Annotated in this window: 17 protein-coding genes; 11 read left to right on the top strand and 6 right to left on the bottom strand. The window is 34.4% G+C overall.

What is annotated here, in order from left to right:
* Together rbfA and HM990_RS18935 are read left to right on the top strand one after the other, a co-directional pair.
* Positions 1–399 carry a 30S ribosome-binding factor RbfA gene (rbfA, locus tag HM990_RS18940; RefSeq protein WP_178991440.1) on the top strand — a complete coding sequence of 133 codons (399 nt, stop codon included), beginning with the start codon at positions 1–3 and terminating at the stop codon, positions 397–399.
* Positions 400–1,602: an ABC transporter permease gene (locus HM990_RS18935; protein WP_178991438.1), complete on the top strand. Its 1,203-nt coding sequence runs from the start codon at positions 400–402 to the stop codon at positions 1,600–1,602.
* Positions 1,603–1,805: 203 nt separating this feature from the next.
* On the opposite strand, the gene dusB is transcribed toward HM990_RS18935, so the two are convergent.
* Positions 1,806–2,798, bottom strand: coding sequence for a tRNA dihydrouridine synthase DusB (dusB, locus tag HM990_RS18930; protein WP_178991436.1), 993 nt, complete (start codon positions 2,796–2,798; stop codon positions 1,806–1,808).
* A gap of 67 nt (positions 2,799–2,865) precedes the next feature.
* Here dusB and HM990_RS18925 point away from each other — a divergent pair, with 67 nt between their 5' ends.
* The 4 genes from HM990_RS18925 to HM990_RS18910 are packed head-to-tail and all read left to right on the top strand — an operon-like array spanning position 2,866 to position 5,416.
* Positions 2,866–3,621, top strand: a complete 756-nt coding sequence (locus HM990_RS18925; protein WP_229719319.1) for a prolipoprotein diacylglyceryl transferase family protein — start codon at positions 2,866–2,868, stop codon at positions 3,619–3,621.
* A complete protein-coding gene (locus HM990_RS18920; protein WP_178991434.1) occupies positions 3,611–5,005 on the top strand; it encodes a radical SAM protein in 1,395 nt (464 codons plus the stop codon). Before HM990_RS18925 ends, HM990_RS18920 begins: the two co-directional genes overlap by 11 nt.
* Positions 5,002–5,205, top strand: a complete 204-nt coding sequence (locus tag HM990_RS18915; RefSeq protein ID WP_178991432.1) for a hypothetical protein — start codon at positions 5,002–5,004, stop codon at positions 5,203–5,205. Before HM990_RS18920 ends, HM990_RS18915 begins: the two co-directional genes overlap by 4 nt.
* Before the next feature lie 10 nt (positions 5,206–5,215).
* On the top strand, positions 5,216–5,416 hold the full coding sequence (locus tag HM990_RS18910; RefSeq protein WP_178991430.1) for a hypothetical protein: 201 nt from the start codon (positions 5,216–5,218) through the stop codon (positions 5,414–5,416).
* On the opposite strand, the gene HM990_RS18905 is transcribed toward HM990_RS18910, so the two are convergent.
* The 3 genes from HM990_RS18905 to HM990_RS18895 form a co-directional block, all read right to left on the bottom strand.
* Positions 5,387–5,788 (bottom strand): DUF4345 domain-containing protein, encoded by a 402-nt coding sequence (locus HM990_RS18905; RefSeq protein WP_178991428.1) that lies wholly within the window; start codon positions 5,786–5,788, stop codon positions 5,387–5,389. The two genes, HM990_RS18910 and HM990_RS18905, sit on opposite strands and share 30 nt — an antisense overlap.
* 117 nt (positions 5,789–5,905) lie before the next feature.
* Positions 5,906–6,493 carry a hypothetical protein gene (locus HM990_RS18900; protein WP_178991426.1) on the bottom strand — a complete coding sequence of 196 codons (588 nt, stop codon included), beginning with the start codon at positions 6,491–6,493 and terminating at the stop codon, positions 5,906–5,908.
* A 68-nt stretch (positions 6,494–6,561) separates the two neighbouring features.
* A complete protein-coding gene (locus tag HM990_RS18895; protein WP_178991424.1) occupies positions 6,562–7,806 on the bottom strand; it encodes a M28 family peptidase in 1,245 nt (414 codons plus the stop codon).
* A gap of 150 nt (positions 7,807–7,956) precedes the next feature.
* Here HM990_RS18895 and HM990_RS18890 point away from each other — a divergent pair, with 150 nt between their 5' ends.
* Entirely contained in the window at positions 7,957–9,066 is a 1,110-nt protein-coding gene (locus HM990_RS18890) for a TolB family protein (RefSeq protein WP_178991422.1), read from the top strand.
* Here HM990_RS18890 and HM990_RS18885 read toward each other — a convergent pair.
* The gene (locus HM990_RS18885) at positions 9,063–11,507 is read right to left on the bottom strand and encodes an outer membrane beta-barrel family protein (RefSeq protein ID WP_178991420.1); all 2,445 of its coding nucleotides are present in this window, start codon (positions 11,505–11,507) and stop codon (positions 9,063–9,065) included. The two genes, HM990_RS18890 and HM990_RS18885, sit on opposite strands and share 4 nt — an antisense overlap.
* 174 nt (positions 11,508–11,681) lie before the next feature.
* On the opposite strand from HM990_RS18885, the gene lepA reads away from it, so the two are divergent.
* The 4 genes from lepA to HM990_RS18865 all read left to right on the top strand — a co-directional run bounded on the left by lepA (position 11,682) and on the right by HM990_RS18865 (position 18,904).
* On the top strand, positions 11,682–13,478 hold the full coding sequence (gene lepA / locus HM990_RS18880; protein ID WP_178991418.1) for a translation elongation factor 4: 1,797 nt from the start codon (positions 11,682–11,684) through the stop codon (positions 13,476–13,478).
* A gap of 307 nt (positions 13,479–13,785) precedes the next feature.
* Positions 13,786–14,421 carry a response regulator gene (locus HM990_RS18875; RefSeq protein WP_178991416.1) on the top strand — a complete coding sequence of 212 codons (636 nt, stop codon included), beginning with the start codon at positions 13,786–13,788 and terminating at the stop codon, positions 14,419–14,421.
* Positions 14,399–16,213, top strand: a complete 1,815-nt coding sequence (locus tag HM990_RS18870; RefSeq protein WP_178991414.1) for a sensor histidine kinase — start codon at positions 14,399–14,401, stop codon at positions 16,211–16,213. The genes HM990_RS18875 and HM990_RS18870 overlap by 23 nt, the downstream gene beginning before the upstream one ends.
* Positions 16,214–16,486: 273 nt before the next feature.
* Positions 16,487–18,904 (top strand): T9SS type A sorting domain-containing protein, encoded by a 2,418-nt coding sequence (locus HM990_RS18865; RefSeq protein ID WP_178991412.1) that lies wholly within the window; start codon positions 16,487–16,489, stop codon positions 18,902–18,904.
* 140 nt (positions 18,905–19,044) lie between these two features.
* Here HM990_RS18865 and HM990_RS18860 read toward each other — a convergent pair whose 3' ends face one another.
* Complete coding sequence (locus HM990_RS18860; protein ID WP_178991410.1) at positions 19,045–20,949, bottom strand: cation:proton antiporter; 1,905 nt, start codon at positions 20,947–20,949, stop codon at positions 19,045–19,047.
* Positions 20,950–20,955: the final 6 nt, after the last annotated feature.

Genomic DNA, 20,955 nt, shown 5'->3' with positions numbered 1-20,955 from the left:
ATGGAAGAATTTACGCAACGACAAAAAAAAATAGGAGGCATCCTCCAACAAGACTTGGCGGAAGTATTACAAAAAGCAGCTACCGATGGTGGTTTGCGAGGTGTTATCATATCCGTGAGTAAAGTGAATGTCACTACGGACTTATCTGTGGCGAAAGTCTATCTTAGTATTTTTCCGAATAAAGAAGCACAACCTTTATTGGAAGGTATTAGATCCAATAAACCCCTTATTAGACACGAATTATCCCAACGCACACGCCATCAACTCAGACGTATGCCGCAGCTGGAATTTTTTATTGACGATTCTTTAGAATATATTGATGGTATTGAACGTTCACTTAAGGGCGAAGATAATCCTCTCGAAAATCCAGATTTATTAGGTAAGCGTAAAAAATCTTAAGTGAATTTTCCATTATATATAGCAAAACGTTATCTGTTTTCTAAAAGCAGTAACAATGCTATAAATATAATGACCCTAATTGCTTCAGGTGGCGTTGTTATTGCCTCTGCGGCTCTTTTTATTGTACTCTCAGTTTTTGCAGGGTTAAAGGATTTTAGCCTTGAATTTTCGTCTTTTGTAGATCCAGATTTAAAATTAATGCCTTCTAAAGGCAAATCATTTCAATGGACAGAAAACGATAAAGTCGCGTTTTTAAAAATTGAAGGGATTGCAAATCATTCTGAAATTATTGAGGAACGCATCATTATTAAATCTGAAAATAAAAATCTCTTGGCGACCTTAAAAGGTGTGGATGAAAACTACCTAAACGTTACCAATATTGATACCATGGTTACCAAAGGGAATTGGATTACTCCTGAAAGTAATGAGGTCGTTTCCGGTTGGGGAATTTCCAATAATCTGTCTTTCGGGATTCTTGATTATCTAAAACCTTTGTCGCTTTATGTTCCTAAAGTTGGAAAAGGACAAGCGAGTTCTCCTAAAGGTTATTATAATTCGGTTTATGTAAATAATGTGGGATTGTTTGAAATCAACGAGGAGCTGAACAACAACTACATCTTTTCAGATATTGAACTCGCCAAACGCTTATTGGGTTATAATACTGAACAATTAAGTGCTTTAGAACTCAAATTGACACCTGATGCCGATGAAGAAAATATAAGAACGCAACTTGAAGCGGCCTTCGGAAATAAATTCAATCTAAAAAATAGAGCTGAGCTCAATGATGCTCTTTTTAAAATGTTGAATACCGAAAATCTGGCCATTTACCTCATCTTTACTTTGGTTATTATTATTGCACTTTTCAACGTCATTGGCGCCATTATTATGATGATTTTAGACAAAAAGAAATCATTGAATACCTTATTCAACTTAGGAACAGAAACTAAAACCATTAAATCCATTTTCTTTTTACAAGGGAGTTTAATGACTGTTGTTAGCGGAATTATTGGTGTTTCTATTGGATTATTGGTGGTGTTTTTACAGCAAACTTTTGAACTGGTAATGTTAACACCAGATTTGGCTTATCCAGTCCGAATTAATTTTTTAAATGTTCTTATTGTGTTAGCAACGATTTTTGCTTTAGGGATTTTGGCTTCTAAGATTGCTTCTCAACGGATAACACATGGATTGATACAGAGTTAGATTTTTAACCACCGATTTTTACGGATTAAAAAGACAAAGCAGACACGAATTTCACTAATTGGCACTAATCTGCTTGCATAGCTCTGTTCTTAAAATATTACGCTGAGATTCACGGAGCTCACACAGAGACTCTCAGAAAAAAGCTAAAGAATTACTGACATTGCTTTTTGGAATTTGATTTTTGTGGTTTGGCGCTTTATTCTCTACACAAACTGATAATCCGAAAACTTGTCCAAAACCTCATCAAAAGCAGCAAATACATCTTTAGAGTCGTCACTAGTTACCATTTTCATGCGGTATTCCTTAAAGTGAGGAATGCCTTTAAAGTAGTTGGTATAATGTCTTCGGGTTTCAAAAACGCCTAACGTTTCCCCTTTCCAATCAATGGCCATCTGTAAGTGGCGTCTTGCGGCTTCCACACGTTCGGCTAAAGAAATTGGTGCCAAGTGTTCCCCTGTCTCAAAAAAGTGTTTTACCTGTTTAAAAAACCATGGGTTTCCGATGGTGGCTCGTCCTATCATTGCGCCATCCAACCCGTAAGCATCGCGCATTTCTGCCGCACGTTCTGGTGTATCGATATCGCCATTTCCAAAAACCGGAATATGCATTCTTGGGTTATTTTTCACTTCGGCAATTGGTTTCCAATCCGCATCCCCTTTATACATTTGTGCTCTGGTTCTGCCATGAATTGCAATAGACTTACAGCCCACATCTTGCAAGCGTTCTGCCACCTCAACAATTTTTATGGAATCGTGATCCCAACCTAATCTGGTTTTTACCGTTACTGGCAAATTGGTGCGCTTAACCATCTCGGCAGTGAGCTGTTCCATGAGACAAATATCTTTCAGAATTCCTGCTCCTGCGCCTTTGGATACTACTTTTTTAACAGGACAACCAAAATTAATATCTATAATATCTGGATTTGACTTTTCGACAATGTCAATGGTCTGCAGCATGCTTTCCATATTGGCACCAAAAATCTGAATCCCAACAGGTCGTTCCTTTTCATAAATATCCAGTTTCATAACGCTTTTTGCCGCATTACGAATTAAACCTTCGCTAGAGACAAACTCCGTATAAACGACGTCTGCACCTTGTTCCTTGCATAACGCACGGAAAGGTGGATCGCTAACGTCCTCCATAGGAGCCAAAAGCAATGGAAAGTCTGGTAATTCTATGTCGCCTATTTTAACCAAGTGTTTTAATTTTGATGCAAAGCTAATATATTTTTAAGTAATGTATGTATATTCAATGCTTACTAAAATGAAAGTTAATTTGCAAATTCCTTTTGAACCTACAGTTTTTGGTTACCACCTGAATATTCATCTTATTCTAGAATATTTGGCATTTTTCATTGCCTTTAGGTATTACGTGGTTCTGAGGAGAAAAGGCAATGATATAATTACCTCAAATAACCGATTATCCATTATTCTTGGTGCTGCATTAGGCGCTTTAATTGGTTCACGATTAGTTGGTCTTTTAGAAAATCCCCTTATTGAATTTTCACAACAAGGCGTGCTACAATTGCTCAACACCAAAACTATAATGGGAGGATTATTCGGCGGTTTGCTTGGTGTCGAATCCGCAAAGAAAATTATTGGAGAAAAACAGTCTTCTGGCGATTTGTTTGTGTTTCCTATTATCGTTGGTATTATTATCGGTAGAATTGGTTGTTTCTTATCTGGAATAAACGAATTTACCTATGGAAAAGCAACAACATCAATTTTTGGAATGGACTTGGGCGATGGTTTGATTCGTCATCCGACATCGCTTTACGAACTGATTTTTTTATTTGTTTTATTCTTTTGTTTGAAATGGATTCGTAAGTATTCAGCCTTAAAAAATGGAGACCTTTTCAAACTATTTATGTTGTTTTATTTCGGTTTTCGGTTTTTTATGGAGTTTTTAAAACCAAATGTGTTTTTTGTCTTTGGGTTGAGCACCATTCAACTTTTATGTGTAATTTGTTGGATATACTATTATAAATTCATCTTTCAGAAGTTAAAATATGCCAGTTAGAAACTATACCTATTACGATTTTACCTTGAGTTTATGTCCTGAGTGCTTAAGGCGTGTTGATGCGAAAATCGTATTTGAAAACGATAACGTTTACATGCTAAAACGTTGCAACGAACATGGCAATTCCAAAGTGCTTATTGCGGATGATATTGAATATTACAAAAACATAAGAAACTATAACAAACCTAGTGAAACACCTTACACCTTCAATACAAAAACGCATTATGGCTGTCCTTATGATTGTGGGTTGTGTCCAGATCATGAGCAACACAGCTGCTTAACCGTTATCGAAGTGACCGATCGCTGCAATTTAACCTGCCCTACCTGTTATGCTGGTTCGTCTCCAACCTACGGTAGACATAGAACTTTGGCGGAAGTTAAGGCCATGCTGGACACTATTGTGAAAAATGAAAAAGAGCCAGATGTGGTGCAGATTTCAGGTGGCGAACCCACAATCCATCCTCAGTTTTGGGAGATTATGGACTATGCAAAATCCTTACCTATTAGACATTTAATGTTGAATACTAATGGTATTAAAATCGCAAAGGATTTTGAATTCACAAAGCGTTTAAAAACCTATGCCCCAGATTTTGAAATTTACCTTCAGTTTGATTCTTTTAAAAATAGCGTTCTACGGGAACTTCGTGGCGCTGATTTAAATGATATAAGAAAACAAGCTATAGAAAATTTAAACACATTAAACCTGTCAACCACATTGGTGGTAACGCTTCAAAAAGGTTTGAATGATAATGAAATTGGAGAGATTATAGAATATGCCCTAAAACAAAAATGCGTAAGAGGAGTAACCTTACAACCCACTCAAATTGTAGGACGTTTAGATAATTTTAATCCTGAAACAGATCGCATGACGTTGACCGAAGTACGACGTAAAATCATGGAACAAACCGATATTTTTAATCCAGACGATTTATTGCCTGTACCTTGCAATCCTGATGCATTAGTTATGGGTTATGCTTTAAAATTAGGAGCGGAGGTTTTTCCATTAACGCGATATATAAATCCAAACGATTTACTCGACAATAGCAAAAACACCATTATATACGAACAGGATAATCAAATTCAAGAAAAAATGATTGAATTGTTCAGCACAGGAAATTCAGTTGAAGTTGCCGAAGAAAATTTGAAATCTATTATGTGCTGTCTGCCTAATATTGATGCGCCAAGTTTGGGTTATGATAATTTGTTTAGGGTCATCATTATGCAGTTCATTGATGCCTATAATTTTGATGTTAGAGCTATTAAAAAATCTTGTGTGCATATCGTAGATAAGGATAATAAAATTATACCTTTTGAAACGATGAACTTGTTTTATCGTGATGACAAAAAAGCGCGATTGGTAGAACTTAGAAACGAAATCGTATGATCACTTTATTTAATCAAGGAAGTGGTTGGGAATTTGGTATTTTTATAATAGTCTTTCTAATGATTATTATGCCTATATTACTATTTATATATGGGTTTGTTGTTTATTCTAAAAATGAAATTAAAGGTAAAAAGATTTTGATTGCCGCAACAGTTTACGCCTTAATCAGTGCGGGTATTTGTGGCGGTACAATGCTTTAAAATGAAATTTATGATACTTTTAGAAGGAAATATGAATTTAGATGGCTTAATTATTTTAATCATTGCCATAATGTTTGGCCCAGCTATTTTAATGACGATTATTGGATTCGCGGTTCTAAAGAAACGTAAAAAAGCAGCAAAAATTTTGTTTATTCTGGCGGCTGTTTATGTGATAATTAGCTTAGGAATTTGTGGTAGCATGATGATTTAATCTTAACGCCCAAATTCCATAAACCCCTAAAAACAATTCTGCAAATACTCCAAATTGATAACCAAAAGTTGGTGTGCCATCAATAATCCAACTCAACCCTCTTCCTAAACCCAAACCTAACATAAAAATGATATTGGAAATTAAAGCCATCTTTAAAAAATTGGCTTTAAAAATTCCTAAAATCCATAAGATGGAAAAACCTAAATACAAACCCATTATAGCTTTGAAGAAATTATGCTCGTCAACGGTATTTAAATCAATATCAAATTCAGAACTTGGATTGAAACCATAAACTAAAGAAACAGGAATTACTATCAATACAGAAATAATCAAGTGTATTTTAGTAATAATTGCTGTTTGGGATATTTTCATAATGAACGCTTTTAATCCTTTTTGGATTTAGCACAATGAAAAAGCTCTATTGCGTTCAACCAGAGCATCGATAACCTTATAAAATCTACTTTAGGAGTATCTCAGAATCGAAAAGGACTATTGTTTAGCCCAAATTGAAGTTGAATTCGTGGTGCTAGTTGTTACAGTTCCCGTTGTAGGATCTGTTTGAGACGTTGTTTCATCTTGTGTAAATGTCAGTGTTTGTCCATCTGCAGAAACTGAGAATGTGACAGTTTGCTCACCGCTTAGTGACGTTTCTTCCGCGCCTTCAAATTCAAATTCAAAAAACGAACCATCAATTGTCATTTCATTTCCATTAACAGAATAGGATCCACTTCCGCTAACATTTTCTAGCGTATAAGGTTCAGATGAAAAGGTTTCTCCATTGACCACAATATTGGTATCGTATGAATAACTACCATTAGTCGTAAAATTACTCGGCGTTAAGTTTAAGACATAATTTTCTTCTGTACTTTCAATATCGATATCAGTGATAAAAGATTCTCCACTGAAGCTTGTTGTACTGCCAAGGGTCACATCAAAATCAGTTAAATCCCAAGTACCAACCAATGCATTATTATTGCTTGAATCCGTTAGGTCTATGCCGTTATCCAAAGGTTCGTTTTCACAAGTAAAAGCAGTTAACAATGTAAAGAGGCAGAAAAGCGATACGATTTTTTTCATTTTAAAAGGGAAATTGAGTTTTATTGAACGGCAAATTTACGTTAATTTTTTGAGTCGACTTTTTTAGATTAAAACTTAACCTTTGTTTCAATGTTTTTTTCGCCTCGCTTTACCGTGATATCGGCTTCATCGCCATTATCAAAAACAGATAAGGCGCGCATATAGCTCATCATATCTGTAATAGTACTATCTCCTAATTTTAGGACAATATCACCTTTTTGCAAACCTGTATTAAACGCTGGAGTGTCTTCACGTGTTCCATCGATTCGCATCCCTTTTCCGTCGTATAGATAATCTGGTACTACGCCTAAGCCCACTTTAAATCGTGGCGTTTCTTCACTTTCGTTCTTTGTTTTTCTGAACGCTAATTCGCCATTATCATCTAAATCCCTAATAATATTGTATATGTAGTCTGAAATGAGATTCATGCCTTCATAATTCAACTTTTCAGAATCATCACTTGGTTTGTGGTAATCTTCATGCTGACCAGTAAAAAAATGCAACACCGGAATATCAATCAAATAAAAAGACGTGTGATCGCTTGGTCCTACACCACTTTCGTTTTCAACTATTTTGAATTTTTCATTATTTGCTTTTATAGTTTGTTTAAACATCGGCGACGTTCCTGTGCCATAAACAGCCAATGTGCTATCGGTTTTCATTCTGCCAACCATATCCATGTTTATCATATAGTTTATGGATTCGGCTTCAATCGTTGGATTTTTTGAAAAATAGTTAGATCCTAAAAGTCCCATCTCCTCTCCAGAAAATGCCATGAACAAATAGTTGTTGTTGTCTTTTATTTCAGAGTTATTGTTTTGCATTACTAATCGGCTTGCTAAATTTAAAAGCACTGCAACACCACTTGCATTGTCATCTGCTCCGTTGTGAATGGCTTTTTCCTTTTCTCTAAAAAGTGAACCTTCACCTCCAAACCCTAAATGGTCGTAATGTGCGCCAATAACGATGGTATTTTTAGCCTTATTGTCAATAAAACCTATGACGTTATGACCTGTAATCGTACTGTCTGCATTCGTTGTAAATTCCACTTCGCTATGCGGATCTGTCTTGGGTTTAAACGAAAAGGATTGTAAAAACCCTTCTGTTCCTTTGGGCTGAAGTCCAATGGCTTCAAAGCGTTTTACCAAATATTCTGAAGCCAAAACTTCACCTTGTGTTCCCGTTTGACGGCCTTCAAGCTTATCATCAGCTAAAAAGGCAACATCCTCTTTAATTTTGTTTTCGGCAACTTTAGGTTCATTTTTACACGATAATAATCCTACTAAAACCAATAAAAAGACTAATTTCTTCATTTCAAAATGTGCATTTAATTAATTCGGTAAATTGTAATTCGCCATTAAAACTCAATTTAATTTAGACTGTAGAATATGGCTCATTTCATCACTAAATCTTATTTTTGGGCAAAATTAGGCATTAATTGCCACTTATTATAATACATCCTTATGAACAGAATCATTGTTATTTTAATTCTATTAGTTACGTTTTCGTCTTGTAAAAATGAAAACATTTCCAAAATTTCTTCTGAAACTAAAATAGATGCGAAGGAAACAAAAAACCCATTAATCTATCCAGAGGAAACCCATTTTAAATCGATACGGCAAGTGACATTTGGAGGCGATAATGCGGAAGCATACTGGAGTTTTAATGATAAGCAATTGGTGTTTCAATCCAATAATGCGAAATGGAATGTCGGTTGTGACCAAATGTTTCTAATGGATGCCAATGACACCTTTACAGATAGCATTGCTCCTCCAATGATTAGTACAGGAAAAGGCAGAACCACATGTGCTTATTTTCTTCCTGATAACAAACATATAATTTACGCTTCTACACATCTTGGCGGCGATGATTGCCCTGACACTCCACTTAGAAAAAACGGCAAATACATTTGGCCCATCTATGATAGCTATGATATTTTTGTCGCTGATTTAGAGGGGAATATTGTGAACCAACTTACCAATGAAGTCGGTTATGATGCGGAACCAACCGTATCTCCAAAAGGCGATAAAATTGTGTTTACGTCAACTAGAAGTGGCGATTTGGAATTGTACACCATGAATATTGATGGCTCTGACGTCAAACAAATTACTCACGAATTGGGTTATGATGGAGGCGCTTTCTTTTCGCCAGATGGCACTAAATTAATTTTCCGTTCATCACGACCTAAAACCAAACAAGACATAAAAGACTACAAGGAGTTATTGGCTGAAGGTTTGGTGGAACCAACAGATATGGAACTTTACATTTGTAATGCTGATGGTTCCGAATTAAGACAATTAACAGATTTAGGAAATGCCAATTGGAGTCCGTTTTTTCATCCTTCTGGCGAAAAGATTTTATTCTCTTCTAATTTTGAAGCGGAACGTGGTTTTCCTTTTAATTTGTATTTAATTGATATTGATGGGAAGAATTTAACGCGTGTAACGCATGGTGAAACTTTTGATGCGTTTCCTGTATTTTCAAATGACGGGAAATATTTGGCGTTTTCTTCTAACCGAAATAATGGTGGTGGACGCGATACAAATTTGTTTATTGCAGAGTGGCAAGACTAGTTTAAATCTTTAAGTCGCTCACGTTCTTCTGCACTTGTAGTACGCTCGTTAGTGTTGAGTTTGGTATTACCAAAATTGTAGCGGAAACCTAGTTTGATATAACGGTTATCTGAATCTATAGAACTAGAGCTTGATTGGTTTAAATAATTCGTATTGGTATCATAGTCTTGAAGGTTAAAAATATCCTCAACTGATAATGAAACAATTCCTTTTTTCTTAAAAATTGATTTTGAAATACTAAATTCTGAAATTAAGCGATCTTCAACAGTTTGAAATTGTTGTAAATTTTTACCAGCCCAAGTCAATGTGAGATTTATATTTAAACTTTGATCTTTTAAAAAGGATATACTATTCATCAATACGCTATAATTAGACCATTGCTCTTGTTCTACAAATCCTTCTCCAAAATTTGATTCTTCAGAAATATTGTAAAATGAAGTTACAAAATAGAGATTCCAAGTGTTCGTTGGGTAATAATCAAATATAAAGTCGAAACCGTATTCTACTTTTTTATCTAGATTGGTTGGTGTAAAAGCAATCACATTAGTCTCATTATTTTGCCTAGGCAACTCCACAATATCGCCATCATAGTTCATATAATAGGCTTCAACCACAAAATGCTCTAAAAAACTTGTTCCTAGTTTATAGTGATCTCGGTAAGATGGCACTAAATTTGGATTTCCTAAAACTACTGTGTTTTCATTTAAAAAAAATGTAAATGGATTTAAGTCTGTATAACTTGGCCTATAAATGCTTCGCTTATAGTTTCCATAAATATTTAGGTCTTCTAATATTTGATAGGACAAACTTGCATTTGGAAACCAATTAAAATAAGCTTGAGTATTCGTTTCGTTCAATGTTACTGATTTACCTTCAATATTGGTCTGCTCAACTCTGAGGCCCAAACTCAATCCCCATTTATCCCAAGTATTTATATAATTAGAATATGCCGCAAATACTTTTTCATCATATTTAAAAGCATCTGTATTAGCTGTGTTTACAACTTCTGAACCACCTATTATATCTAATCTGGTAATGTCGCTATCCGTGGTTATGTTCGAATATTTTACGCCAGCATCAAAATTAGAAGTATCACTTATTGGCAGATTATAATCCATTTTCCCAGTTATGATATTGGTGTTTTGATTAGAAACAGTGTTGAATTCCGAACTATTCACAAACATATTATTAATATCAAAATTATTTGTGATCACATTTTGGTCACGGTCATAATCGTAAATTGTATAATGAGCATTAAACGTTAGGTTTGCACTATTCTCAAAATCATGTCTAAAGATTAAATCGGTTCCAATATTATACTTGTTATCTCTGGACAGATTATCGGCAGTAAATCGGGATTGAAACACTAAGTTTTCGTCTGTAATATTGGTATTATTTCTAATCTGATATTTAAAATAAGGCGAGTATAAACCTGTACTAGTAAGGCTTAACGTATTTTTATCATCTAAATAATAATCGAAATTAAGATTGAGGTTGTGGGTCTCAGACCACGTGTTTCTATTCACGTTAGATTTATAAATTTCATCTATTTCATAAATACTTTCTTCTTCTGGATTAGGATTTATATTTTCTAAATAGTTAACCGTGTCATCTTGGTCTCTATTAATCTTACTATTTGTATAACTATAGTTAATGTTTAGATTGACTTTATTGTTTTTAAAATAATGGCTTGTTCCTGCATTATATCTCGGAAAAACCCCTTGTGTATAATTGGTAAACACACTCCCTCTGTAACCTGTTGCCAAGTTTTTACTCATAATAATATTAATGACGGAACCAGAATCAGCATCATAACTTGCTGGTGGATTTGTAATGACTTCAACCGATTTTATGCTATTGGCTGGTGCACTTTCCAACAACGTAATGAGTTCTTCAGAAGTTAATTGTACACGTCTATTATTAATAAAAACCGTAGCTGGCGAACTTTTAATAGTAATACCGCCTTCTGAAACTATAATGCCTGGCGTACTTTTAAGAACACTAAGCGTTGAACCCTCTGTTAAAGCTGTGCCTTCTACATTGAATATCAAACGGTCTGGTTTACGCGTTATGGTTGGTTTTTTGGCAATAACGGTAACTTCATCTAAACTTTCAGGAATTTCGTTAAGTTGAATTTTTTTGAGATCCAAATTTCCTCTTAAAATGATTTTTTGTGTAAATGCTTCAAATCCAACATAGGTGATTTTGATAAAATAGGTAGCTGAAGCCAAATTATTGATCTCAAAATAGCCAGCTTCCTCGGTTGAGGTGCCTTTTATAAAAGCGCTACCATCTTCAGCTAATAGAATAACATTAGCTAATGTAATAGGTTCATTGTTGGCGTCTAAAACCTGTCCTGAAACTGAAAAATCTTGCGCAAAAGCCATAAAACATAGTGTACAAAGACATACACTTAAATAATACCGTAGGCGAACAATCATGAATTTGGTTTGTCTCGCAAGATAATGATTGTTTTTTACTTTTTATTACGGTTTTTCCGTAATTGCTTGTGTTTTTATTGTTGTAATTAGATACGCAAATGCACAAGAAATCGATTATATTTGCAAATTACTTATTGAACTATTTTAAACGAGTTCATTGCTTTAGAAAGAGACATGAAGAACATACGTAACTTTTGCATTATTGCACATATAGACCACGGAAAAAGTACCTTAGCCGATCGCTTACTCGATGTAACCGGTTCTGTAACGGCTCGCGAACAACAAGCGCAACTTTTAGACAGTATGGACTTGGAGCGCGAACGTGGCATTACCATAAAATCGCACGCCATACAGATGGATTATGAATTAGATGGCGAAAAATATGTGCTTAACCTTATCGATACACCTGGTCATGTTGATTTTTCTTATGAGGTTTCCCGTTCTATTGCAGCTTGTGAAGGTGCGTTGTTAATTGTGGATGCTGCACAGAGTATTCAAGCACAAACCATTTCTAACCTTTACTTGGCTTTAGAGAATGATTTGGAAATCATTCCAGTGTTGAACAAAGTGGATCTCCCAAGTGCAAATCCAGAAGAAGTTACCGATGATATTGTTGATCTTTTAGGCTGCGACCCAGAAGAAGTAATTCACGCCAGTGGAAAAACGGGCTTTGGTGTCGAAAATATTTTAAAAGCTATTATCGAACGCATTCCTGCGCCAAAGGGAAATGTTGATGCCCCGTTACAAGCTTTGATTTTCGATTCTGTTTACAATACATTTAGAGGTATTGAAACTTATTTTAGGGTTTTTGATGGAGAAATTAAAAAAGGACAAAAAATAAAATTCGTTGCGACGGATAAAGAATATTATGCAGATGAAGTTGGGACTTTAAAACTAACTCAGGTTGCAAAACAAAGTGTGAAAGCTGGTGATGTTGGGTATTTAATTACTGGAATCAAAACAGCCAAAGAGGTTAAAGTTGGAGATACCATTACCGATTTCGCCAACCCAACCACCAATATTGTTGAAGGGTTTGAAGATGTTAAACCAATGGTTTTTGCAGGAATTTATCCTGTGGATACCGAAGACTACGAAGAGTTGAGAAACTCTATGGAAAAATTACAATTAAACGATGCTTCCTTAGTGTTTCAACCCGAAAGCTCTGCGGCCTTAGGCTTTGGTTTCCGTTGTGGATTTTTAGGTATGTTACATATGGAAATCATCCAAGAACGTTTAGAGCGCGAGTTTGATATGACCGTAATTACAACGGTTCCAAACGTTTCGTATCACGCCTACACCAATAAAAATCCGGACGAACCTTTTATAGTTAACAATCCGAGTGATTTACCAGAACCAACAACGGTTAACCGTGTTGAAGAACCTTACATTAAAGCGACCATTATTACCAAGTCTGATTTTGTTGGCAACGTTATGAGTCTTTGTATAGAAAAACGTGGTATGATTGTAAATCAAACCTATTTGACCACCGAACGTGTAGAGTTGATTTTTGAAATGCCATTAGCAGAAATTGTTTTCGATTTTTACGACCGTTTAAAAACAGTGTCTAAAGGTTATGCGTCTTTCGATTATTCGCCAATAGGTATGAAGGTTTCGAAATTAGTAAGATTAGATGTCCTATTAAATGCACAACCTGTAGATGCGCTCTCTGCGTTGATTCATGCCGATAATGCACATCATATTGGCAAAAAGATGTGTGAAAAGTTGAAGGAATTGATTCCGCGTCAGCAATTTGATATTCCTATTCAAGCTGCCATAGGAGCAAAAATCATTGCACGTGAAACCGTAAAAGCATTACGAAAAGATGTAACTGCTAAATGTTATGGTGGTGATATTTCACGTAAACGCAAATTATTGGAGAAGCAGAAAAAAGGTAAGAAACGTATGAGACAGGTTGGTAATGTAGAAATACCTCAGCAGGCGTTTATGGCGGTTTTGAAGTTAAACGACTAACAAATTCCTGCGAAAGCAGGAATCTCAAACTTCAGAAAACAGTTCCAAAATAAGGCTAAAAAAATAGTATCCTTTATCCTATATACGTCTCTATATTGGAAAAGCTTTAATTCTATATGGCATTAAATATAAAGGTCAGTAGCTCAAAAACAGGGGGTCGCTTATTGAGATTCCTGCCTTCGCAGGAATTTATGCGTCAAGTAGGTAATGTGGAAATACCTCAGCGGGCTTTTATGGCGGTTTTGCAACTTAACGATTAATAACACTTATTCTTTTTTTAGTATCTTTCTTGGTAGGTTATAAAACCATGAATAACCCAACAAAAAAAATACTCATTTGCGAAGATCATCAAATTGTTATTGATGGACTCATTTCCATTTTCAAAAACCAGCCTGATTACACCATTTTAGATTACGTTAAAAACGGTAACGAAGTTTTGCCAGCAGTAAAACTTAAAAATCCCGATGTGCTTTTACTGGACCTAAATCTTCCCAATAAAAACGGTTTAGATATTCTTAATGAAGTAAAGGAATATGATCCTGAAATAAAAGTTATAATCCTTACCATGTACAATAAGGATAGTATTGTAAAAAAAGTAAAACAGAATAATGGTAATGGCTTTTTATTGAAGAATTGTTCTTCTGAAGATTTACTTAGAGCTTTAGACAGTGTCTTTGAAAGTAAAATGTTTTATCTTGGAAAAGGTGTAAAAAACAATGTTGTTGAAAACGATGGTTTTCTCGAAAAAATAAAAATTACACGGCGAGAAAAAGAAATTATCATAGAATTAATGAAGGGCAATAACGTACCTCAAATTGCGACTAACCTTTTTATAAGTACCTACACTGTTGAAACCCACAAAAAAAATATTTTTAAAAAACTAGATGTTCATAACTCCATAGATTTGATAAAGCTTGTGAATGAAAAACAACTACTTTCATAGACGTATTTTAATCCTTTTGATTTTGAATTTCGGATACCATTTGAGTTCAATAGCTCAACAAGTAGACACTCTTAATGTAAATTCAAATTTTCAAAACGTAAATCTCAAAACATTTGCGAAAATAAATGGAGAACAATCAGTCGATGAGCGCTCCTATTTCTATTTCGGTTTTAACAATGAGTTAAACACAATTGAGTTTACAATAAGAAATACTGAGAACAAGCCTAAAAATTTGATTCTAGAGTTGTCTAATGCTCTTATAAATGAGATAATTTTATTTAAACATTTTGATGAAACTTTAATTCAACAATATAAAACAGGTATTGATTTTAACGTTTCTAATAAGTCGCTTGAGCATCGCCTTTTTGCTTTCCCTATTCATTTAAAGCCTTTAGAAATTGCATCCTTTCAATTGCAATTGAAGAAGGAACGAGGCAAACCCTTAGTTACATCTGCCTATTTAAAAAGAGAGTCTAGGTTTATTAAACAAAGCTCTATTCAGTTAATTCTAATTGGGTTGTATTATGGTATTAGTATACTATCCGTATTTTTTAGTTTGTTCGTTTTCTATATTTTAAGAAGGTGGCGTTATCTTATTTACGCTTTTTATATTATTTTTCTTGGACTCTTTATAAGTTCTTATACTGGTTTATTTTCACAATTATTTCTTAGTGAATCAGATGTATTTAGCAAATACAAGCATTATGTTTTATTTAGTGAAATTTCGTTATTGTTGTTTGTTATTTTTTCTCAAAAAATCCTAGAAGCTAAAGTCTATATGCCGCAATTAAAAAAGGCTATAGATATTCTATTAATTGCACTTGTCTCCATTAGAATTTTAATTCATTTCGTTTTTACAAACTTATTTGAGCAATACGTTACAGTATTAATGAACCTTTGGTACGCTATTTTTTTAATAATGACAATACTCATTACCATAGAAATTATCTTGTACTTTAAAACCAATTTTAAACGCTCATCATTTTTTGCTATAGCTTATGTGTTTATGATTTCGGGAGTTTGTATAACTATTCTCTATCATAGCTATGGTTTAGTTAATACAATGCTATATGGTTTGCCAATTGTTTTTTACTCCTCATTTTTAGAAATACTATTTTTAACATTTACTGTAATTTTAATGGTGAAAGATATCTATGAGGAGCGCAATTCTTTATCCGAAAAAATAGTAATCGAAGAAAAGAAAAACCTAACGGCTTTTATTAAAGGGGAAGACAATGAACGAATACGGATAAGTAAAGAATTGCACGATAATATTGGAAGTCAATTAAGTTACTTAAAACGTGTTGTTTCAGACAAATTTAAGGACCATGACCTTACCGATGCTATTAATACAATTTGTGATGATGTTAGAAACTTATCCCACGAAATATCACCTTCAGACTTAAAACTCATTGGATTTGAAAATGCTGTTTCAGATTTGGCTACTAATTTATCAGGTCAGACCTCTTTGACAGTAAATTTTAACAGCTATCATTTTCCCCAAAATCTAGAGGAAAACATAGAAATACAACTTTACAGAGTTGTTCAAGAAACGCTCAACAATATTTTAAAACACGCAAAAGCAAAACATATTGATATACAATTAATCGGTCATGATACTTATGCCACTATAAGTATTGAAGATGACGGAAAAGGATTTAATATTAAAACCAACGAAAAAGGACTTGGTTTAAAAAATATAACCTCCAGAATTCATCAAATTAACGGAAAGTTAGAGATTGATTCAAAAATCGATTATGGGACATCTATTCTCATCACAATTCCAAAATAAACAATCTACCTGAACTCTGGTATTGAAGTCCATACAGTCTTGACTTATTTTTACTTCAGAATATAATACTGCTATTAATCAATTATTCTTGAAGTAAAATTGTCAAGATGTATGTTTTAAATTGATTAACAATTATCTTGAGAGAAGAGGCTTTAAGTTAGATTAAAGCCTCTTTGCATTAATCGACATTTTCAAAAAATACCTGAACTCTGGTATTGCCCAAAAGCACCTTGTTGATGTAGTTTTACACTAATCAATTTAAAACCATACATTATGAAAACAAAACTATTATTTCCGTTAATTCTATTAGTTTCAATCCACTTGTCCGCCCAACAAAATATTTGGACGGGAACAATAGATGACAAATGGTCTGATGAAAACAATTGGACAGGAACTGTTCCAGCACCTTCAGATGATGTGCTAATTCCGTCTGGGTTTGTGGTAACATTAGACACACCAGCAAACATATTATCTATTGAAGTTCAAGGCAACTCAGTATTAAATGTTACATCTTCTCTAATCATTGCTAACCCTTCTGAATTTGAGGATAATGTTGTGGTAAATTGGGTCTCGGGCGATTTACATGGCGGAGGTACACTACTAAATAGCGGCACCATAAATATGTCGTATTTCTCATTTGATTTATCCGGATCTACAGAACTGAATAACCCTGGAACCATAAATATGGTAGGTGGTGCGATTGGAATAAGCTCTGATAGTGTCCTTAATAATTCTGGAACTGGTATTATTGATTTTAAAACTAATGGTAGTCAATTCGGCGCTTCATCAGGTGATTTAATCAATCAAGGAACCATAAAAACATCGTTTCCAAATCCAACAGACCAAGGCTTTATTGCCTGCGATATTATAAATCAAGATGGTATATTTCAAATTGATACTGGTATATTAAATCTAAATAATACAGATGTAAATTTAATGGGTGCAGAATTTAATGTGTCTGCTGGTGCTACATTAAACTTAAATAGTCCCATGGATGTTTTGGGAGTTCTTACAGGCATTGTTTATGGAGATTTAAATTGGAACGGAGATATTTTTGTGACTTCTACGGCTGTTTTTAACTTTTCTGGAAATAATATTATCAATTGGATTAATGGTAATTTAGATGGTGGTGGAACATTAACAAATTTGTCTATAATGGACAAAAAAGGTGGTGCTCTAACAACAATCAAAAATGCCACTACTTTAGATAATGAAGGTGAAATACGATTTACTACAGGAACTGATGTGGTGCTGAGTGCTGGCTCTGTATTAAATAATAATGCTTCTGGACTAATTGACATAAAAACAGATGGAGCAGAAATTAGAAGCACAGGAAGCACTCCCAACCTATTCAATAATTCTGGCTTAATAAAAACCTCTTTTCCCGATACGGATGATCAATCAATTATATGGGCACAGCTTAATGAGCTTGGAGGCACAATTCAAGTAGATATAGGTACATTGAGTTTAAACAATGCAAACACCACATTAGCAAACACTGTTATAAATGTAGCCTCAGGATCTAAGTTGCAATGGCTTATGCCCATAGCAATAACAGGTAGCTTAACGGGAATCAATGATGGTTTAATTGTTTGGGATGATCCATTAATTGTTAATTCTTCTGCCGCCTTCGACTTTTCTGGAAGTGGAGTCGTTGACTGGAAATCTGGCAACTTAGATGGTGGTGGTGTACTAACTAATTTAAATACCATTACAAAATCAACAGGCATTAGTTCTAGCATTCTTGGAGCTACGACATTAAATAATGAAAGTGTTTTGCAGTTGACAGGAGCTAGCGATATTCTTATCGGAACTGGTTCTACTATTAATAACAACTCAACAGGAATCATCACTTTTCAATCTACAGGGTCTGCAATAGGCACAACTGGAACAGCCCCTAATGTTTTAAATAATTTTGGAATAATTAGTCGGAATGTACCAGCAGGATTTCCAACTATTAGTGCTACAACTAACAATTATGGAGTCATAGAAGCTGCATCAGATAGTTTTATCTTTTCTGGGGTATTAAATAACGAAATTTCTGGTATCATTAAAGGAACTGGGGTTATAGAATTACCTTCGGCCGGAAATTTCACTAACAATGGTACTTTTGGGCCTGGAGCATCACCAGGTACATTGACGCTTATTGGTGATTATCCCTCAACAGCAAATTCGGTTTTAGAGATTGAATTGAATGGTTTAATTCAAGGTGTAGAACACGACTTATTAGCCATAGATGGTAGCGCCGATTTAGAAGGAGATTTAAATGTTGTATTAGGGTTTAGTCCTGAAGTGGATGATGAGTTCGTAATATTAACCACCTCTAATACTATAAATAGCTGCAATTTACCAACTACAATTACATCGTCCTTTGGTGGAACTGATTACGAATTTAACGTAGTGTGTAGAAATAATAATGAGCTAGTTCTTATAACTACAGAAACACTAGGTATTGGATCTGTTGAAGTAGATTTATCATCAGCAAAATTATACCCAAACCCAACAAGTGGTTTAGTTTCTTTTTCCCATAAAACTATCACTAAGATTGAAGTGTTTGATATTACAGGAAAGCTTGTTAAACACTCAAAATCCTATTCAATATCAATTCAAGATTTGCAATCTGGCATATATATAGTTAAAGGGATTAATGATGAAAATATTTCAGTCTCAAGAAAACTGATGAAAATCTAAATACAATCAGACCCACTTTCAAAATTTATAATTTGACCTAACATAAAAAAAATGTAGTGTAGACTAACAAGAAAGATTCTACTCAGGTTTAAAAAATTGAGATACTAAAAACAGAAGTTATTAGCTTCTGTTTTTTAAATTTAATCCTCTGAAACCACCTTTTCTACATCAAAAGGTTTACCTAAATAAACCAATTTAAAGCCTTCGGCGATTTTATCTGATTTGGTATGGTGAATCGAAATAATATGAAGTTCTCCTTCATTATCCTTCAGAAATAAAGGAATCATATATCTATCCTTACTCGCCATTTCCATAAGACTTTCATAATGTGCCTTATCGTCTAGTTCAATTTCATGTATGGCTGGATATTTACGAGTCACTTCTGATAAATTAATATAATCATCTGTTGGAGAAAACAAGCCTTCTTCTGGGCTCTTTTCTGGGTTATTCATTTCGTCCGAAGTCACTAATCTATAAGAACCATTTTCACCAAATTCCTTACCGAATTTTTCAATCACATAGGAGTTAATGTCTGAATTGCCAGTCATTGCCATAATGTAACCAACATCATTCAATTCAATATTATCAGAAAGTGTGTCTGAATAGATGTTGGAATTTATGGCGTCAAGTCCTAACTCCTCCGCCTTATCTATGTTATTTTGATTACTGTCTATTAATACAACATGTCTGCCATTATTAACAAGATAATGTCCTAATAATCGTGGCAATTTTGAAGCGCCTACAATTAAAATACCATTAGATTTTGTTAAAAATACACCAACTAATCTCGCGAATAAACGTGCAGTAGTTGCATTTAACAAAACCGTTCCTAAAACGATCATAAATACCAAAGGTGTAATATATTCTGCACCTTCCACTCCATCTCGCATTAGTTTACTTCCAAAAAGGGAAGCAATACCTGCAGCTACAATACCACGTGGACCTACCCAACTTATAAAGAGTTTTTCGTTTAAATTCAGTTTAGAGCCATGAGTGCTTACAAAAACGGCCAATGGCCTAATTATAAAGACAACGATAGCAAAAAGTATGGCGGTTTTCCAAGTGTAAAGCAACAGTAAATCATCAATATTGATATTTGCCGCCAGAAGAATAAATAATATGGATATCAATAATACACTGAGCGATTCCTTAAAGTATAATAGTTCTTTTAGGTTTTCGAGTTTACTGTTTCCCAATACCATTCCCATAACCACAACGGCCAATAAACCAGACTCATGTGCAAATAACTCAGACTCTACAAACACCAATAATACCGTTGACAGCGAGACCACATTCAATAAATAATGAGGTATAAACCCTTTGTTAATTGCAAAAGCCAAAGCATGCGCAAAAGTGAATCCGAAAGTCGTACCAAATAGCACAATTTTACCAAACTCAATAAGCGCAGTTTTTGTAAAGCCACTATCGCCTCCGACACTAATAAATTCAAATACCAAAACGGCAACTAGAGCTCCAATGGGATCAATAAGAATACCTTCCCATTTTAGAACCGTAGAAACATCCTTTTTAAGAGGTATATTCCTTAAAATTGGCGTAATTACCGTCGGTCCAGTTACGATTATTAAACCTGCAAATAAGAAAGATAAATCCCACCTAAGGTCAAAAATATAATAAGCTACAATACCAGATCCTAAAAAAGTAATGGCAGAACCTACGGTTATTAGTTTGGTAATGACTGGTCCTACATTTTTAATTTCCGATTTCCTTAGCGTTAAACCACCTTCAAACAGAATGATACTTATGGCCAAAGACACAAAATAATAAAGACTTTCTCCAGGGAAAAGACCTCTGCCTGGAATTGGTTTTCCATGCTCATCTAAAACAGGTTTTCCTATGGCATCCAATTCTGGCTCAATCCACATTGGCTCTATCCATTTACTACCATCTGCACTTAAAAATTCAGCCGCAATAGGACCAACTAACAACCCTATTAATATTAATGGTAAAATCGCTGGAATTTTAAATTTCCAAGCGACCCATTGTGCTAATATTCCAAGGATAATGATTCCTGCTAATTCTAACATAGAGTT

Source organism: Winogradskyella schleiferi (genome assembly GCF_013394655.1).
Lineage (GTDB): Bacteria > Bacteroidota > Bacteroidia > Flavobacteriales > Flavobacteriaceae > Winogradskyella > Winogradskyella schleiferi.
The sequence above is the reverse complement of the archived record's forward strand: the minus strand, read 5'-3'. Positions and strand labels throughout refer to the sequence as shown.

What these genes read in the sequence shown, in the direction of transcription:
- rbfA (WP_178991440.1), top strand. Translation starts at nt 1, where the DNA reads ATGGAAGAATTTACGCAACGACAAAAAAAAATAGGAGGCATCCTCCAA.
- HM990_RS18925 (WP_229719319.1), top strand. Translation starts at nt 2,866, where the DNA reads ATGAAAGTTAATTTGCAAATTCCTTTTGAACCTACAGTTTTTGGTTAC.
- HM990_RS18920 (WP_178991434.1), top strand. Translation starts at nt 3,611, where the DNA reads ATGCCAGTTAGAAACTATACCTATTACGATTTTACCTTGAGTTTATGT.
- HM990_RS18915 (WP_178991432.1), top strand. Translation starts at nt 5,002, where the DNA reads ATGATCACTTTATTTAATCAAGGAAGTGGTTGGGAATTTGGTATTTTT.
- HM990_RS18910 (WP_178991430.1), top strand. Translation starts at nt 5,216, where the DNA reads ATGATACTTTTAGAAGGAAATATGAATTTAGATGGCTTAATTATTTTA.
- HM990_RS18905 (WP_178991428.1), bottom strand. Translation starts at nt 5,788, where the DNA reads ATGAAAATATCCCAAACAGCAATTATTACTAAAATACACTTGATTATT.
- HM990_RS18900 (WP_178991426.1), bottom strand. Translation starts at nt 6,493, where the DNA reads ATGAAAAAAATCGTATCGCTTTTCTGCCTCTTTACATTGTTAACTGCT.
- HM990_RS18895 (WP_178991424.1), bottom strand. Translation starts at nt 7,806, where the DNA reads ATGAAGAAATTAGTCTTTTTATTGGTTTTAGTAGGATTATTATCGTGT.
- HM990_RS18890 (WP_178991422.1), top strand. Translation starts at nt 7,957, where the DNA reads ATGAACAGAATCATTGTTATTTTAATTCTATTAGTTACGTTTTCGTCT.
- HM990_RS18885 (WP_178991420.1), bottom strand. Translation starts at nt 11,507, where the DNA reads ATGATTGTTCGCCTACGGTATTATTTAAGTGTATGTCTTTGTACACTA.
- lepA (WP_178991418.1), top strand. Translation starts at nt 11,682, where the DNA reads ATGAAGAACATACGTAACTTTTGCATTATTGCACATATAGACCACGGA.
- HM990_RS18875 (WP_178991416.1), top strand. Translation starts at nt 13,786, where the DNA reads ATGAATAACCCAACAAAAAAAATACTCATTTGCGAAGATCATCAAATT.
- HM990_RS18870 (WP_178991414.1), top strand. Translation starts at nt 14,399, where the DNA reads ATGAAAAACAACTACTTTCATAGACGTATTTTAATCCTTTTGATTTTG.
- HM990_RS18865 (WP_178991412.1), top strand. Translation starts at nt 16,487, where the DNA reads ATGAAAACAAAACTATTATTTCCGTTAATTCTATTAGTTTCAATCCAC.
- HM990_RS18860 (WP_178991410.1), bottom strand. Translation starts at nt 20,949, where the DNA reads ATGTTAGAATTAGCAGGAATCATTATCCTTGGAATATTAGCACAATGG.